The 15,845-nt window shown below is 61.9% G+C and carries 13 protein-coding genes and 2 pseudogenes; 6 read left to right on the top strand and 9 right to left on the bottom strand.

Annotation, left to right across the window (positions count from 1 at the left end; all coding sequences use genetic code 11):
* Nucleotides 1-9 precede the first annotated feature (9 nt).
* Together ACIQC5_RS22015 and ACIQC5_RS22010 are read left to right on the top strand one after the other, a co-directional pair.
* A complete protein-coding gene (locus tag ACIQC5_RS22015; protein WP_400287225.1) occupies nt 10-1,512 on the top strand; it encodes a carboxylesterase/lipase family protein in 1,503 nt (500 codons plus the stop codon).
* A 996-nt stretch (nt 1,513-2,508) separates the two neighbouring features.
* Nucleotides 2,509-2,760, top strand: a pseudogene (locus ACIQC5_RS22010) (3-oxoadipyl-CoA thiolase); the annotation flags it as partial.
* A gap of 204 nt (nt 2,761-2,964) precedes the next feature.
* Here the strand turns inward: ACIQC5_RS22010 and ACIQC5_RS22005 are convergent.
* The 5 genes from ACIQC5_RS22005 to ACIQC5_RS21985 form a co-directional block, all read right to left on the bottom strand.
* Nucleotides 2,965-3,129: a hypothetical protein gene (locus tag ACIQC5_RS22005; RefSeq protein WP_400287224.1), complete on the bottom strand. Its 165-nt coding sequence runs from the start codon at nt 3,127-3,129 to the stop codon at nt 2,965-2,967.
* A 173-nt stretch (nt 3,130-3,302) separates the two neighbouring features.
* Nucleotides 3,303-3,668: a hypothetical protein gene (locus ACIQC5_RS22000; RefSeq protein WP_326336226.1), complete on the bottom strand. Its 366-nt coding sequence runs from the start codon at nt 3,666-3,668 to the stop codon at nt 3,303-3,305.
* Nucleotides 3,665-4,606, bottom strand: a complete 942-nt coding sequence (locus ACIQC5_RS21995; RefSeq protein WP_400287223.1) for a hypothetical protein — start codon at nt 4,604-4,606, stop codon at nt 3,665-3,667. Before ACIQC5_RS21995 ends, ACIQC5_RS22000 begins: the two co-directional genes overlap by 4 nt.
* 77 nt (nt 4,607-4,683) lie before the next feature.
* A complete protein-coding gene (locus ACIQC5_RS21990; protein ID WP_400287222.1) occupies nt 4,684-5,514 on the bottom strand; it encodes a citryl-CoA lyase in 831 nt (276 codons plus the stop codon).
* The gene (locus ACIQC5_RS21985) at nt 5,511-6,725 is read right to left on the bottom strand and encodes a CaiB/BaiF CoA transferase family protein (RefSeq protein ID WP_400287221.1); all 1,215 of its coding nucleotides are present in this window, start codon (nt 6,723-6,725) and stop codon (nt 5,511-5,513) included. The genes ACIQC5_RS21990 and ACIQC5_RS21985 overlap by 4 nt, the downstream gene beginning before the upstream one ends.
* A 127-nt stretch (nt 6,726-6,852) precedes the next feature.
* On the opposite strand from ACIQC5_RS21985, the gene ACIQC5_RS21980 reads away from it, so the two are divergent.
* The 4 genes from ACIQC5_RS21980 to ACIQC5_RS21965 all read left to right on the top strand — a co-directional run bounded on the left by ACIQC5_RS21980 (nt 6,853) and on the right by ACIQC5_RS21965 (nt 11,184).
* Nucleotides 6,853-7,656: an IclR family transcriptional regulator C-terminal domain-containing protein gene (locus ACIQC5_RS21980; RefSeq protein WP_400287220.1), complete on the top strand. Its 804-nt coding sequence runs from the start codon at nt 6,853-6,855 to the stop codon at nt 7,654-7,656.
* 155 nt (nt 7,657-7,811) lie between these two features.
* Nucleotides 7,812-9,440, top strand: a complete 1,629-nt coding sequence (locus ACIQC5_RS21975) for a bifunctional 3-(3-hydroxy-phenyl)propionate/3-hydroxycinnamic acid hydroxylase (protein WP_400287219.1) — start codon at nt 7,812-7,814, stop codon at nt 9,438-9,440.
* Entirely contained in the window at nt 9,437-9,853 is a 417-nt protein-coding gene (locus tag ACIQC5_RS21970; protein WP_400287218.1) for a nuclear transport factor 2 family protein, read from the top strand. Before ACIQC5_RS21975 ends, ACIQC5_RS21970 begins: the two co-directional genes overlap by 4 nt.
* Nucleotides 9,854-9,903: 50 nt before the next feature.
* Complete coding sequence (locus ACIQC5_RS21965; RefSeq protein ID WP_400287217.1) at nt 9,904-11,184, top strand: MFS transporter; 1,281 nt, start codon at nt 9,904-9,906, stop codon at nt 11,182-11,184.
* A gap of 200 nt (nt 11,185-11,384) precedes the next feature.
* On the opposite strand, the gene ACIQC5_RS21960 is transcribed toward ACIQC5_RS21965, so the two are convergent.
* From ACIQC5_RS21960 to ACIQC5_RS21945, 4 genes and pseudogenes are all read right to left on the bottom strand, one after another.
* Nucleotides 11,385-11,987, bottom strand: a complete 603-nt coding sequence (locus ACIQC5_RS21960; RefSeq protein ID WP_400287216.1) for a TetR/AcrR family transcriptional regulator — start codon at nt 11,985-11,987, stop codon at nt 11,385-11,387.
* Nucleotides 11,988-12,029: 42 nt separating this feature from the next.
* Nucleotides 12,030-14,318: a beta-glucosidase gene (locus ACIQC5_RS21955; protein WP_400287215.1), complete on the bottom strand. Its 2,289-nt coding sequence runs from the start codon at nt 14,316-14,318 to the stop codon at nt 12,030-12,032.
* Nucleotides 14,315-15,622 (bottom strand): MFS transporter, encoded by a 1,308-nt coding sequence (locus ACIQC5_RS21950; protein ID WP_400287214.1) that lies wholly within the window; start codon nt 15,620-15,622, stop codon nt 14,315-14,317. Before ACIQC5_RS21950 ends, ACIQC5_RS21955 begins: the two co-directional genes overlap by 4 nt.
* A 127-nt stretch (nt 15,623-15,749) precedes the next feature.
* Nucleotides 15,750-15,845: pseudogene (locus ACIQC5_RS21945) on the bottom strand (carbohydrate ABC transporter permease); the annotation flags it as partial.

The raw sequence follows: 15,845 nt of genomic DNA, 5'->3' as shown, positions 1-15,845 counted from the left end.
AGAGATGCCATGCTCAACCCAGTTCCAACTCAACTAGGTCCAGTCCAAGGCCGTGAAAATAACGGCGTCCGCAGTTGGCTTGGCATCCCCTACGCCGCGCCACCTTGGGGCCAGCACCGCTTTGCACCGCCCCAGCCACGTACCCCATGGAACACTGTTCGTGATGCCTGCTCCTACGGGCCCCCGGCACCCCAAGGTTTGCAGCTGCCAGGCTCGGATATCGCGCCGTCGACTGATCCCGCACCAGACTGTCTGACCCTAAACGTGTGGGCCCCAACTCCAACGCCAGAACCGTTGCCGGTCATGGTGTGGCTCCACGGCGGAGCTTACCTCGCAGGTGCAGGATCAGAAAAGGCCTACAACGGAACGTCACTGGTCCGTGAAGGCGTCGTCCTGGTCACCGTGAACTACCGGATGGGCGTGGACGGCTTCGGACAGATCGAGGACACCGTCTCAAACCGCGGGATTCTCGACCAGATCGCGGCCTTGGAATGGGTGCGGGACAACATTGCCGGCTTCGGCGGTGATCCGCAAAAAGTCACGATCTTCGGAGAATCCTCAGGAGCCGGCTGTGTCCTGGCCATGCTCGCCATGCCATGCGCCCGCGGCCTGTTCCACCGTGCCATCGCCCAAAGTATTCCGCGCATGTTCCTCACCCAACCGCTCGCGCACTCGGTCACCCAGGCCATTGCCACCGCAGCTGGCATAGAAGGAACAGCAGATTCGAGCTTCCTAAAGAAGTTGAGTCCTCAAGCGCTGGCAGACGCAACGCGGCTTGTTATGAGCACTATGGGAGAACGCGCAGACCATTGGGGACCTCTTGCCCACTCTCCCTCGCCCTTTGGGCCGATCGTGGATGGGGACACCTTGCCCGAGGACCCCTGGACGGCGCTTCGTGGTGGCGCCGCCCGTGATATCCCGCTGATCACAGGTCACACCCGCGATGAATACCGTATCTTCACCGCCCAACAGAAGCGGTTTAACATCTCAAGCGATGAAGCGGATACCGCTCTGCACATCTTCGCACCCAACGGAGACGCCGACAGCTACCGCGCCATCATGCCGCAGGCAGAACCCGGGGAGGTATACGAAAAAGTCATCACCGACTACCTGTTCCTTGCCCCAACAATGGAGGCTGCAATCGCCGCCACTGATGCCGGGGGACACGTTTTCGTCTACGAACTGTGCATCGACCCGGTTGGGGGCATTGGCTCACCGCACGCCATCGACCTGCCCTTGACCTTCGATACCCTTGACACCGGATTAGGAGCGCTGATCCCGGAACCAACTGCCTCCGTTATCGAATCCGGCGTCAGGATGCGCACTGCGTGGACCCGCTTCGCCGCAACCGGAAACCCGGGATGGCCACAATGGGGCCCAGAGCAGACGGTACAGATATGGGGCGGCGAGAATCCTGTGTCGCGCTACCCCGAAGCCGAACGACTTGAACTGACCCTGACGGACAATTGCGGCGCCCTCCAGCCATTGCAATACCAAGATCTGGGCCGGTGAATCCGGCCCTCCCTCCGCTAAACGTCACCTGAGATTCGTTGATTGGACGCCCCAGCCTGCACTACTGCCGTCGCGGCGAGCGTCACCGGGTGAGTGTCCAGGCCGAACCGGCCTGACTGTGCCGACGTCTCCTGATGCGTGGCCAGCCCGCTAGGGGACTGAATCCATCCTGACCGAAATCCGGGAGCCGGCCTTCCGCGTCGGGCAGCCCTGCAAGGTTACTCAACGCCAAAAAAGACAAGGAAAAGAAACAATGAAGCTCTCCTGCAAGACAGAATATGCGCTCGCTAGCGAGATTGAGCTGGCCGGTTACCCTGCGCAGGCTGCAGCCGGCAACCTCAACTCACGGACTATCCAGTCATGACAGGCGTGGCAGTGTCATCACCAGCGGCCACTGCACCCAAAGAGCCGCGCTGAAGTCTGCAGGACACGTCATCGTAGACTCTCTGGTCGCACACGGTATCAAGCGGCCTACAGCCAGGACTTAGCTCAGCAGCCTTGGAACTCCAAGACCCTGAATCGAGGCACCGGCAAACCTGCATGGACCTGGACACCTCCCCGCCCGGGAGCTCCAGGGGCCGCCTACTGATTGCCCGGGATCAACTCATTGCTAACATCGTCGCCCCTCAGTTCATCGTCGATGTTGCCTCATCGTGACATAACCTTGTCGTAAGCAGCACGAAATACCTAAGAAATGCCGTCCCATTCCGTATGCCGATGCACTGCGCATACCAGCAGCGAAAAGAAGGTTCGGTGTTAGAGCCGCAGCAGCGCGACCCCGCAGACGAAGCGCCTCTTCGCGAGGGAGAGAAACGCTTGAGGCGACGTCCTGTTACACCATGGAGACAACGCTCGGACTTACGAGGGAATCATTGAGTCCAAGACGAGCGACGGCCTCATCAACTGGATGAAGACGAGCTAAACGATATGTGCGCGACTGTCAATCCGTCCATGTAATCCAGTGACTTGGCATCTCGTCGTCTTGAGAGTCGGCCAATCGGAGCGGTGGAACTTAATGAGGAGTTTGCCCCATAATCTTTTGCTTGCATACCGCGACTAGGCATCGATCCCGAGACTGATAACAACGACGACGTAGCTATCGCGTTGGGCGACCCGCCGGGTTCCCGCGGTTCCAGGATTGACATTACATTGCTGGGCAGAATGGAGCGCGAAGACGCGCGCATCGGCCTTGCCACTTTGTGCGTCGGTGTAGGCCAGGGCACAGCGATGCTCCTGGAGCGTGTCTAGCGATTCACCCTACGTCAGGTTAGCGAGCGCTGCTGAGCCCTTGCAGGCGGAGATGGATTCCTGAAATGCGGGGATCAAACGGTCCCTTTGGGCGCTAACATCCCGCTGGCAGGCGCCCTTCTGCAATTCGTTCAGTGGGAATGCCATTTCTTTCGCACAGCCCCGGGGTGAGCAGATTTTGCTGGCCCTTCGCTTCCGGGCCGTTCACAAACTTCCTGGACCGGACTTCTTCAACCCGGTTACCGCCTCATCGAAGTAGTAGTTGGAACGCGGACCTCCGTCGAACTGGCGCGTACGGCCGGAGGGCGGGTTGAAGCGCAGGATAAGGCTGCAGTAACGGTCAATGACGCGCCAGGCTCGCATCGTCACGTCTTACTTCGGGCCCTTCGCCAGGCGGCGAAGGGCCCATCTTCAAAGCCTGTCCGAGTGATCCATATCAAATAGACCGCCGGAATGCTGGTCGGTGTCGACTTTGGTCCGCCGGAGCGGCACACCCATTCCCTTGATGACAGAGACGGTCCGGGGCGGCATCCGCCCGTTCCTTAGAGGGCCACGGACGGGTAGTCCTTGCCCAGCCAGTGGTCCAGTTTCCTGGCGAATTCCTTCTGGAAAGACAGGGGACCGTGCTCTTTGGTGTAGTCCTCTTCAAAGACAGCGATAAAGAGTGTCAGCGAAAGGAAGAAGTGCGCACCGTTTTCGAACAGCCAGACGTAGTCGTAGTTAATCAGTGCCTGGCGTTCCTGGTCGGTGAAGGACACCCATGACGTTTTCTCGACGTCATTGAGCCAAATGCCGACCTCTTTCTCCCAGTCGGCAAGGGCGGTGGCGGCGTCTTCCTTGTATCGGGCGACCCAGCTGGGGTCCCGGTCCACGGTGTACAGGAACTTGTTGACGTAGTACTTGCTCACGCTGTGACACCTTCTTTGGCAGTGACAGGACCGGCGGTGCCACCGGACACGGCGGCGGACTGCTCGGCTGCGGCGGCCTGCTTTTCGTTCTTGTTCGGGTACCAGGTCATGAACATTTCCCTAGTGTGGTACAGATCCAGCTGGTCCACGTAGTCGGCGTTTTCGGGTCCGGCGATGCCCATCATCAGGATCAGGTCCATGAATCCGTGTGTGGCGTTGCCGGAGCCGGACATGGATTCATGGGTCACGTTCTCCAAGATGGCCTCAATATTGCCGGTGGAGAGCCATTCGATGGCCTGACGGTCAAATTCTGGGTCTGGCCCGTGCTCGCCGAACTGTCGGGGTCCACCGAGTTCCAGAGACAGGTGCCCTGTTCCGATGGCTGCGACCTTCTTCTCCGTCGGGTATTCATCGATCACCTGGCGGATGGCGCGCCCGAGGTCCCAGAACCGTTTGGGGGAGGGCAGCGGCGGGGCGAAGATATTGGTGTAGATGGGTATCACCGGCAGGTCAGCGTCCGGGCGGACGGTGATGATCGGGCAGATGATGGAGTGGTCGATTTTCAGTTCGTGGCTGAACGAGAAGTCGAAGCCGTGGTCCATCAGGCCCTGGTGCATGAAATTGGAGAAGTCGACATCCCCGTCCAGGACGTACTTCGGGATGCCGAATTCGCGCTCCTCGTTGTAGAAGGTGGCGTCGTATTTTTCCTGTTTGCCGATCATGAACGTCGGGTAGTTGTCCAGGAAGAACTGGTGGAAATGGTCGGCGCCGACCATGACCAGGATGTCCGGTTCCGCTGCGGTGAGCGTTTCCCGGTAGGCCTCGACTTTGCGTTTCCACTCGTCAGCCTGCGGCATCCGTTCTTCCGGGGGCGCGGTGGTGGCCTTGAGGTAGAAAGGGTGGTGGGTGCTGGCCAGTACGGCTGTCAGTTCAGCCATTGCATCTCCTTTGATTTCGGCCGGCGTGCTCCGGGAGCCGCCGGGTTCGGCTGCGGGCCGTGCGGGCCTTGTTGGTTTTAGTTGTCTTCCATGACTGCGGGTGACTGCGGGTCGACGTAGACGGCGTTCCGGTCCACTGCCATGTAGATCTCGTTAGCTGTGGGGTTGCGCCGTTCCTCGGCTATCTGCCCGAGCAACCCGGCGGCGCGGGCGAGGAGGGCGAAACCTCGGAGCAGTTCGGGTGGCAGGCCGAGGTCGGCCAGGGCGGCACCGCAAACGCCAGCGCCGTTGAGCGGCAATTTGCGTCCAAGGGCCTTTTCGCTCATCCGGCCGATGGCTTCGAACAGGCGCAGGTGTGGCCCGCGCAGGCCTTCCTCCTCGGCGATGCTGATCAGCACCGGCGTCCGGGGGTCGCCGTCCTTGTGGTTCGGGTGGCCCAGTCCGGGGACGAATTTGCCGACAGCCCGCTGGGCGGTGATGGCACCCAGTGCGAGGTCATCCCATCCCGCATCGGTGTCCGGGAGGTTCCCCTTGTGGGCTGCGAGGGTCGTGGCGAGGAACTGGCCGCAGTCTTCGGTGACGCCTAGGAACCTGGAGCCGCCGCCGAGCAGGCCGGCGGCCATGGCTCCCTGGAGGGAATCGGGGGCGCTGAGGTAGGTGAGCCGGGCGGCGATGGCTGTGGGCGTGAAACCGTGGTCGGCCAGTGCGACCAGCACGGATTCAAAGACACGCAACTCGCCGGTGGTAGGGCGGCGCATGGCGACGAGCCAGAAGGAGAGTTCGCCGAAGCTGACTTTGCCCATCAGGTCCGCGGCGAGGTCCTGGCCCAAAAGGCGGATTTCTGTGGCGGTGGATGTTCCCAGTGAAGTCGGGAATTGCAGCTTTTCCTGCTCGAGGGTGGGAATCATGATTCTCCAGGGGTTGAGGCGGTCGGGACGGAGGCGGCGGCAAGCCAGGCACGGATTTCGTCGGTGTGTTCACCCAGCTCCGGCGGTGCCAGATCGTACCGTGCCGGGGTGGCAGAGAACGTAATGGGGTTGCGCACGCCCGGGACGGTTTTGGCGCCGGTGCCGACCTGGACGACGGGCTGCAGCCCGAGTTTCTGGGCGTATTCAACGCCTTGTTTGATGGTGTTGATGGGTCCGTTGGGAACGCCGGCTTTGTTCAGCTTCCCGAACCATTCTTCGGCGGTCCGGGTCTTCAGCCGTTCCACCAGCAGGGGGCGGAGTTCTTCGCGGAGCCGGGTACGGTCGCCGTTGTCAGCGAACCGTTCATCGTCGGCGAGTTCGGGCACGTCCAGTACGGCGCAGAGCTTACGGAATTGGGCGTTGTTCCCGGCGGTGATGATCAGGTCATCGTCCTTGGTCGGCAATGCTTCGTAGGGGAACAGGCTCGGGTGGGCGTTGCCCATCCTGAAGGGCGTGACGCCGCCGGCAACATAGGCGGCGGTTTGATTGACGAGCCCGCTCATGGCCGAGGCCATGAGGCTCGTCTCTATATTTTGCCCCTCGCCGGTGCGGTCGCGGTGGTGCAGGGCGGCGAGGATGCCGATGGTCGAATGCAGCCCTGCCATGACGTCGAAGACGCTGATGCCGGCGCGGTAGGGTTCACCATTGGGGTCACCGGTGAGGCTCATGAGCCCGGACATAGCCTGGACGATCAGGTCATAACCGGGAAGGTCGGCGCCTTCGGCCGTGCCGAATCCGCTGATGGAGCAGTAAATGACGGCCTCGTTGCGTTCCCTGACCGAGCGGTAGTCCAGTCCGAACCGCTTCAGTCCGCCGGGCTTGAAATTTTCGATGACGACGTCGGCGCGGGCGGCGAGCTCCTTGGCCGCGGCGAGGTCGTCCTTGTCCTTCAGGTTCAGCACGACGGACTTTTTGTTGCGGTTGATGGCCGAGTAGTAGGTCGACACTCCGTCGGGGCGGACCGGGGGCACCCACGAGCGCGTGTCATCCCCGCCTGGGCTTTCGACTTTGATGACTTCGGCGCCCATGTCAGCCAGGAGCATGGTGGCATACGGCCCGGCCAGCACACGGGAAAAGTCGGCGATGACGATCCCGTCAAGGGGGCGGGCCGTCCGGGCCTTGGCGGCCTCCGGATGGGAGTGGCTGATCATAGTGGTTCCTTTCGGCTTCAACTCATTGTCCGCCTAGCGGACAACCGTCCGAAGATGTGAGATATTTATAGAATGAGCTTTTGGCAAGGATGTGTCAAGGCTCACCAAAAGCAAAAGGAGGCGCGCGATGGCGCAACGGGGAACGGGTCCAGACTTCATAGAGGCATTGGCGCGCGGCCTGGATGTCCTGCGCTGCTTTTCACCGGAACAGCCGCACATGAGCCTGAGCCAGGTGGCACAGGCCGCGGACCTGGCACGCCCCACGGCCAGAAGAATCCTTCTCACCTTGGAAGAGCTCGGCTATGTCAGAGCAACCAATGGCGTCTTCACTCTGACGCCCAAGGTCTTGGAGCTCGGAATGGCCTACATCGGGGCGCTCGGGCTCTGGGACATGGCCCGGCCCCATCTGGAAGATCTCGTGGGGAAGACCGGCGAGTCCTCCTCCATGGCTCAGCTCGATGGCTCCGACATCATTTATGTCGCCCGGGTCGCCGTGCCCAAACTGATCGCACTCAGGGTTGACGTCGGGACAAGGTTCCCGGCGATGCTGACCTCCCAGGGGAAAATCCTCCTGGCCGCCCTCGCCCCTCAGGACGCCCTGCGGGTCCTGTCTCAGCCTTCCCGGTCAAGCGTGCCGGCACCAAGCCAGCTGGATGAGAAACGCATCGTACAGATTCTTGCAGACGTCCGCCGTCAGGGGTGGGCGCTGGCGGACGAGGAACTGGCCCCGGGTGTCCGCTCCATCTCCGTGGGAGTTCGCGACGGAGAAAATGCGGTTCGCGCGTCGATGAACATTACCGTCCAGGCCCAGGAAACGAGCCTGCAAAAGCTGACCTCCGAGTACCTGCCCTTGCTGCAGGATGCGGCCGCGGCCGTCGGGAAGGACTGGGCGCGCTGGCAGTCCCGGCCGGTAAAGTCCCTGAAGCCCTAAGGCCCGACCCAATATACTCAGCCCTCACCGCGTGACTCTTGACACGCCTCTTCGCCTTCTGTCACCATCGACTCAGAACAACGTACAAGTGTCCGCTGGGCGGACAGCTAGCTTTTCCTCCAGGGAACAGCAAAGGAAACAGAGAGCAAACAATCATGAGCCATTCACCGGGCAGGGACGCCCAAACTACAGCAGCCCACGACGGGGACTTCGACGTAGTCATCGTCGGCTACGGACCGGTCGGGCGACTGCTCGCCCTGCAACTGGGCCGCCGCGGTCACCGCGTGGCCGTGATCGAACGACAGGAAAAGGTCTACCCGCTCCCCCGGGCCGTACACTTCGACGATGAAATCGGCCGCATCTTCCAGTCTGTGGGAGCCGGGCCGAACATCATGGCCGAGATTGTAGAGCCCTACGACGACTTCTACGAATGGCGCAACGCCAACCACGAGACACTCCTGCACCTGGACTGGCGCGGAGCCGGTCCCTCCGGCTGGAATGTCAGCAACTTTTTCTACCAGCCAGGAATGGAAAACTTCCTCGACGCCAAGGTCATCTCTCTCCCCTCGGCGACCATCCTGCGCGGATGGGAAGCCATCACCCACACCGAAACTGAAGACGGGGTCCTGCTGCAGATCCGCAACGCCGCCGACGAACGCCGCGAACTCAACGCGCGGTACGTCATCGGCGCCGACGGCGCCAACAGCAAGGTCAGGGACTGGATCGGCACACCGATGACCGACCTTGGATACTTCCACGACTGGCTCGTCGTGGACCTCATCCCCGTGACTCCGCTGCAGATCAGCCCTCCCGCGTCCCAATTCTGCGACCCCGACCGGCCCACCACCGTCGTCCCGGGCGGCCCCGGGCGCCGACGCTTTGAATTCATGCGCCTCGAACACGAGACCAAGGACGAACTGAACACCGAAAGCCGGGCCTGGGAACTCCTGAAGCCTTGGGGCGTCACCCCCGAGACCGCCAAAATGGAACGCCACACCGTCTACACCTTCCAGGCACGCTGGTGCGACCAGTGGCGCCGCGGCCGCCTTCTCCTGGCCGGAGACTCCGCCCACCTGATGCCACCCTTCGCCGGGCAAGGTATGTGCTCGGGCCTGCGCGATGTAGCCAACCTCGACTGGAAGCTCGACCTGATCCTGCGGGACCTCGCACCCGATTCGCTGCTGGACAGCTACGGCCCCGAACGCTCCGAACATGTCCGCCACTTCATCGACCGTTCCATGCAGCTCGGAGAAGTCATCTGCCTGACCGATCCCGGCGCCGTTGCCACGCGGGACGCAGCGATGGCAAAGGACATCGCCGACGGCGCCTCGATTCCTCCCCGCCCGCTGCCCAAACTCGGTGAAGGCCTGCACCGTGCCGACGCCGGCGGTGGCACGCTCTCTATCCAGGCCCCCGTCCAGGCCGGGGCCGGACAGGCGCTCTTCGATGACGTCTTCGTTCCCTCCGGAACACTGCTGCTCAAAAACGCCGACGTCCGCGCCCACCTGCCTTCAGATGCCGCCAGCGGACTGACCGGCCTCGGATTCCAGATCATCGAGTTTGGCCAGGAGCCCTCGGATACGACAGCAGTGGACGCTACCGGAGCCTACGGCCAGTGGTTCGATGCCCTCGGCGCCGATGCCGTGCTCGTCCGCCCCGACTTCTACATCTACGGCGTCGCCGGGGTTGATGGTCTTCAGACGCTGGTCCGCGACTTCCTCTCGGATCTGGGCGCACCCATCGAGGCCATGAAGACTTCCCATCTCAGCGCTGCCGCACTGTGACCACACCCCTTGCTTCCGGCAGCGCCCCGGCGCTGCCGGAGATCCGCTACACCATCGAAGAATGCCTGGCCCGCTACACCCGGGCCATAGACAACCAGGACCCGGAAACAGCCGCAACGCTGCTCGCCAACGCCGAACTGCACTTCAAAAACAACCCCCCACTGCAGGGACGCCGCGAGATCGCCGCGTTCTTCGCCACTGTGTTTCCAAACCCGTCGCGCACCCGCCACCTGGTCAGCAACCTGACGATCGAGCCGGGTACGAACGGCATCGAATACAACGCCATCTACCAACGATGGTCCGTGGCAGATCCCACGGCTCCCGTCTGTGAAGCGCTCGGTCACTACGCCGGCAGCTTCACCCCCGTTGCAGCCGCACTTATTTGGTCGGAGCACCGGGTGATCACACGCTAACCCTCCAAGGCACAACGACGTGCCGCCCCTTCCTATTCAAGGACCCCACCATGACAACTCCAGCAACCGGGCAGCCCCAAACCGGCCGCTCCGCCCGGCCATACCTTTCCAACACCGCCGTCGTCGTCCTCTGCATGCTCGTCACGGTCATGGAAGGCTACAACCTCATCGTCTTCGGGGCCGTCGTCCCCCTCTTGCTCCAGGATCCAGGCCTTGGCATCGACGAACAGACCACCGGCACAGTCGGCGGCATCGTCTATCTCGGCGCACTGACCGGAGTGCTGCTCGGAACCAGCCTCGCTGACCGCTTCGGCCGCCACAAAGTCATGGCCGCCGCCGCCGCCGTTTTCGCCATCGGCGCCGTAATGGCATCCATGGCCCCCAACCCCGAACTCCTCGGACTCGCCCGGTTCATCACCGGCATCGGCGTCGGCGGAGCCATCACTACCGCCATGACGCTGGCCCGCAACCACGCCCCTCACGGCAGGGCCAGCCTGGTCATCACGGTCACGATGGCCGGAGTGCCCCTCGGCGGAACACTCGCCGCACTCCTTGGCATGTTTGCCATGCCCGTCTGGGGATGGCGCCCAATGTTCCTCGCCGGTGCCGCAATGACCCTGATCGTTCTCGTCGTCATCCTCTCCTGCCGGATCAGCGAACCCGAAGAAGTCCACGCAGCCCACCTGACCCCGTCCCAGAAATTCACCGCGCTGTTCGAAAGCGGCGGCTCAATCCTGGTTCTTTTCGTCGCACTGAGCGCCGTAACCAACATGGTTACCTGGCTAGGCTTGAACGTCTGGCTCGCCGAAGCAATGAAGGGACTCGGTTTCGACCTCACTACGGCCCTGCTCTTCGTCTTCTCCCTCACCGGTGCAGCAGTTTTCGGCTCATTCATCGCCGCCGGCGCAGCAGACCGGTTCGGATCCGCCAGGGTCACCATCATCTGCGCGACACTGACCCTGACCGGGCTCATCGGCGTTCTGGCCGGACCGAGATCACTTCCCATGGCTCTGCTTTTCGTCGCCCTCATGGGCATCGGCGGCCACTCCACCCAGAACCTCATCAACGCCACCGCATCAGGATCCGTGGCAGCACACTCCCGCGGAACCATCCTCGGCCTGACCAACGCCATGGCCTTCATCGGGTCCTTCCTCGGCCCAGCTCTCGGCGGCACCATCTTCGCCGCCAGCGGGCCGACCGCAGTCTTTGGACTCTACGCAGTCTCCGCAGCCCTGTGCCTCGTCCTATGCATCGGCCTGTACATCACCAGTCGCAAATACAAGCAACGTGGCGATCTGCTGACTACGGAAGCTGAAGCAGCCATACTCTAGTTACCCTGGCGGCGGGAACCTGCAGTCAGTCACAACATGACATGACATATGGAGCCTCAAGGCTTAATTGACATATCTGTCCATATTGCCCGGCTCCCACTCGGAACCGGATGTACGTGAGGTCCTCGACCTGGCGCCCGGCCACTCCGGACAACCCAACAACCAGTGCCCACCCGTCACGGGCGACCGTCGAGCCCGCCTTATTCATGCTGCCCAGCCATTTTCGTGGCCAGATCTTCCGCTGCAAGCGTGGCGACCAGCACGATGGCTTTCCTGCGACGGTCAGTACGTCCAGACCCTGCCCCGGCCATCAATAGATCCACCTGCGACAAGACAACCCCCGCACAGCACAGAGTCAGGATGGTGACAAGCAAGTCAGTGGCGTCATGATCACGAATACCCGGGAGCGCCCGGCGCATCTCCCTGATGAGTCGGGGTGTTTGTTCCCTGCAAATGGCTTCGCGAACTGCCGGCACCCCCTCTTCCAGGCCTACCCAGAACAAAAGCCTGGCTGTGCTGGGCTCCGCTGCATGGAAGTCAAACAGGCGACCCGCGAACTCGCCCACTGCCGCTACGCCGCTGCCCTCGATACTGAGGCCCATGAAGAATCGGTTCAATTCAGCCGTTATCACCGCACCGTAGAGCGCATCCTTGTTGCCAAAGTATTGGTAGATGCGCTCCTTGCTGACGCCGGCTGCCTTTGCGATGTGATCCATGCGGGCCCCGGCCAGTCCCTTGGCGCTGAACTCCGAAACGGCGGCGTCCAGCAATTGGGTTTTTGTTCGTTCTGTATCCCACGCCACTTATGATGGATCCCTTTCCTTGATTCGATACCGCAGGCGGAACTACTGGTTCTGCCGGCTGATGAAATCCTGGAGATCCCCTGGTTCCAGAGGGATGCCCGGGAACTCAACGATGGTCGCAAGGGGCATAGCCAGAACGTTGGCACGGCCTGCTTCCTCGCCAAGAAGGTCACCGATCCTGCCTCGGAAGCCGCCGCGGCTCTCGGCCAATGCCCTGAGCTGCGGCCCGATGACGGCGTGATCCATGAAGTCCCCAAACGTGGACCACTGATTGAGCGGAACCACAATCGCTTTGCCCGGCACGGCAACGTCCGCGGCCAATTTGAGGTCCCTTGACGATGAACCGATGTGAACCGTAGCCAGTCCGCCCTCGTAGGCCCAGCCTCCTACGCCACTGTGCCAGTGCTCCAAATCGGCCCTGCGGACGGGGATCCGAACGACGTCGGAAGCGCCGCCGTCGAGCTTGATTTTCCTCCAGCCCCTCAGCTCGCGAGGCGGAGTCTGCACACCACAGGAATGATCCGTCACATAAACCTGTACTACCTCGGAGCCGGAACGGATACCAGTGTTGGTGACCAGCACCTCCACCTCAAAGGCGATGGCATCTTCGAGCGGGCGGACACTGACAGCAAGGTCTGAATAACTGAACGTGGTGTAGGAAAGTCCATGCCCAAACGGATAATCCACGACGGTGTCCCTCGCATCGTGATAGCGATAGCCCACGTGAATCCCCTCGCCATAGACAACTCTCCCCGCCTCCCCCGGGAAGGAAAGGAAGGACGCAGTGTCTTCAAGGCGCACCGGAATGGTCTCGGCCAGACGTCCACCGGGCTCGGCATCTCCCAAGAGGACATCCGCAATGCTGTCCCCGTGAGCTTGACCGGTCAGCCAAAATTCCACGATCGCATTGACTGACGAGCGCCAGGCCGCCGTGGTGATCACTGCGCCGTTGCTGAGGCTGGCAATCTTGGGAACGTCCACCGGGCCAAGGTTGCGGAGAAGTTCCAGCTGATCTTCCGGGAGATCGATCGACGAACGATCAACGCCCTCGGATTCGTAGGCGCCGGGCAACCCAAGGAACAATAGAACCACATCGGCGCCGCGGGCCGCGTTAACAGCCTCCTCGACCAATTCGGCTGATTCAGCGCCGGCATCCACGTGATATCCAGGCACGAAATCGACCACCCAGCCGCCGGACTCCAATCGGCCCGTCAGCGCGTCGAGTGCCGACACCACGCGCGAAGCGTTCACCCGCGAACTGCCGGCACCCTGATATCTAGGCGTACGGGCGAGTTCGCCGATGATCGCCACCCGCCGCGGCATTGACACGTCCAACGGCAGTGCTCCGTCGTTGGTCAGCAAGACAGCGGACTCAGCAGCAGCATGCCGTACAAGCTCGTGATGCGCATCGTGGTCAAGTGCCAGGGCTGGGCTGTCTTGCGTGGTCCGGGCGGCGAGGCGAAGGAGCCGTTCCGCACTTCGCTCAAGCACGACCGGCGGGATCCGGCCGTTCTTCAGAGCGCCGCTGACACGTGTGTCTTCCGGTCTGCCCGGCATGCGGAGCTCCAACCCGGCGTTGACGGCGGCAACAGGATCGTGCACGGCGCCCCAGTCGGACACCACAACCCCGTCATAGCCCCACTCTCCGCGCAGCAGGTCCGTGAGCAGCCAGCGATTCTCCGAGGCATAAACCCCGTTGATGCGGTTGTACGAGCTCATCATTGACCAGGGTTGGGACTCACGCAGGGCGACTTGGAATGCCCTGAGGTAAATCTCGCGAAGTGTACGTTCATCCACCTCAGCACTGATCCGAAGACGGTCGGTTTCCTGGTTGTTTACGGCGAAGTGCTTCAAGCAGGCAGCCACGTTCTGGCTTTGGAGGCCCCGCACTGCGGCAGCTGCAAGGCCGCCGGCCAGGAGCGGGTCTTCGGAGTAGTACTCAAAGTTCCTGCCGCACAATGGGCTGCGCTTGATATTCAGTCCGGGACCGAGGACCACATCAACGCCGGCGACTCTCGCCTCGTGTCCCAGGGCCGCGCCGATGGTCTCAACCAGTGCGGGGTCCCAAGATGAGGCTAGGGTAACGGCCGGTGGAAAACATGTGGCGGGGGCACTTCGTTCCAGCCCGAGATGATCGGGGTTCTCGTCGTCCTGGACGCGCAGGCCGTGCGGACCGTCCGCAAACCGCAGAGAGCGCAGTCCGATGTCCGGGACTTCCTGGGTGGTCCAGTAGTTCGCGCCCGTGGTCAGGGCTGCGGCTAGAGCGTGGGAGACGCCCGCTGATGACGGGTCGCTGCGGGCCATGGCTGTTTGAGGGATTACGTCGGTCATCGGGTTCCTCGAATAAATTGGATGAGAACTGCCCCTGCAAATGCGAGTCCCGCGGCTATGAGGTAGAGGGATGTGTAGTTGCCACTTGTACCGTCAGCGTTGATGAGCAGCAGCGCAGGCGCCAGTACCGGGGCAACAGTTTGGGGGATGGTGCTGGAGAGATTGAATACTCCCATCCCCTTGCCCGCTGCGGTTCCGCTGTCCGGGAGGACCTCCGCAATAAGCGCCAAATCGACACCGAGATAGAGGCCATTGCCCAACCCGGCAATGACCATTCCGATCAGGAACATCTCCACGGTGGTAGACATCGCGACGATCACCATAGCGATCACGAACAACAGGGACGCTGCAATGACAAAAGGTTTCCTGCGACCAATACGGTCAGACAGCCAGCCGCCGCCGATACTCGAGACCGCGATGGCCAGGGCAAGCACGAACATGGCAAGCGTCAGTACTGGGGCAACTGTGGCTGTGGTGTACCCCAAGTGGTCGATGAGGAAATACGTCTTATAGGTAGTCAGCAGGTAGAGGGCAATCCAGGCAAAAAACCGGCCGAACCAAGCAAAACCAAAGTCGGGGTGTTTCAGAGGGTTGATCCAGAAGGAACTAAGCACCGTGCGCGCTGTTTCCTTGACGCGCTCTACCCGGGCTTTCGGGACCTCGCGAAGGGTAAGTGCGAAGGGAAGGACCATGAGGGCACCCACAACAGTGGGCCAGATGAACATGGAGGCGCCGGACGTACCGACCAATTGGATGAGGAAGGTTCCGCCCACAACTCCCATCTGTCCGGTCATGCCCATGAACCCGGAAACCCGGCCGCGCAGGGCTACCGGAACCCGCTCCGGGAGAACAGACATGATGGCCGCCAGTGCTGCATTGAACGCGCACTGCGCAGCGGCCCAACCGACAGCAACCCACAGAATGGAGGGGGCGAAGCCGATCGCCAGGAGCGCCAGCGCACCGCAGGCGAACCCCACGATGAGGAACGGGCGGCGCTGTCCCCAGCGTGATGTCGAACGATCACTCAAGGCTCCGAAGATGGGGTTGGATATCAACGCGGCACCCGCACCGACTGCGGAAACCAGGGCAAAGGACCCCGCTTTGCCCTCGGGATCGATTTGCCCGACCCGCAGGGCGATGGTCACGGAGGCTGGAGTGACCAAAGCCAGGTAGATACCAATCAGCGCCGCGATGTATTTGGCGATGAACCACTTTCCAACCTGTTGGCCGGTAAGCCTGATGTTTCTTTCAGGTGCACCCTCTTCGGATGATTGAAGATCTGTCCTTGTTTGCGTGTGGATCATTACTACTCCGTTGTAAATATGCCCGGGAGGCACGTGCATGGAAGCTTCCCCTGAGTGTTTGCGCGGACGTGCACCGCCCCCTCAAAAGAGAAAACGGCGCTCGTACCGGTGGACTTTCCGTTGTGTACTAGCGGCCTGCGAGGGATCCGCCGATGCCGCCGACGCTGAAGTATTTGTTGAGGGCGGCGAAGACGATGATGGGTGGGAGCATCATGATGACGGC

It is taken from the genome of Paenarthrobacter sp. NPDC092416 (genome assembly GCF_044755025.1).
GTDB lineage: Bacteria > Actinomycetota > Actinomycetes > Actinomycetales > Micrococcaceae > Arthrobacter.
The sequence above is the reverse complement of the archived record's forward strand: the minus strand, read 5'-3'. Positions and strand labels throughout refer to the sequence as shown.

Excerpts from the sequence above, each read along its gene's own strand:
- ACIQC5_RS22015 (WP_400287225.1), top strand. The coding sequence starts at position 10 with ATGCTCAACCCAGTTCCAACTCAACTAGGTCCAGTCCAAGGCCGTGAA.
- ACIQC5_RS21995 (WP_400287223.1), bottom strand. The coding sequence starts at position 4,606 with ATGGCTGAACTGACAGCCGTACTGGCCAGCACCCACCACCCTTTCTAC.
- ACIQC5_RS21990 (WP_400287222.1), bottom strand. The coding sequence starts at position 5,514 with ATGATTCCCACCCTCGAGCAGGAAAAGCTGCAATTCCCGACTTCACTG.
- ACIQC5_RS21985 (WP_400287221.1), bottom strand. The coding sequence starts at position 6,725 with ATGATCAGCCACTCCCATCCGGAGGCCGCCAAGGCCCGGACGGCCCGC.
- ACIQC5_RS21980 (WP_400287220.1), top strand. The coding sequence starts at position 6,853 with ATGGCGCAACGGGGAACGGGTCCAGACTTCATAGAGGCATTGGCGCGC.
- ACIQC5_RS21975 (WP_400287219.1), top strand. The coding sequence starts at position 7,812 with ATGAGCCATTCACCGGGCAGGGACGCCCAAACTACAGCAGCCCACGAC.
- ACIQC5_RS21965 (WP_400287217.1), top strand. The coding sequence starts at position 9,904 with ATGACAACTCCAGCAACCGGGCAGCCCCAAACCGGCCGCTCCGCCCGG.
- ACIQC5_RS21955 (WP_400287215.1), bottom strand. The coding sequence starts at position 14,318 with ATGACCGACGTAATCCCTCAAACAGCCATGGCCCGCAGCGACCCGTCA.
- ACIQC5_RS21950 (WP_400287214.1), bottom strand. The coding sequence starts at position 15,622 with ATGATCCACACGCAAACAAGGACAGATCTTCAATCATCCGAAGAGGGT.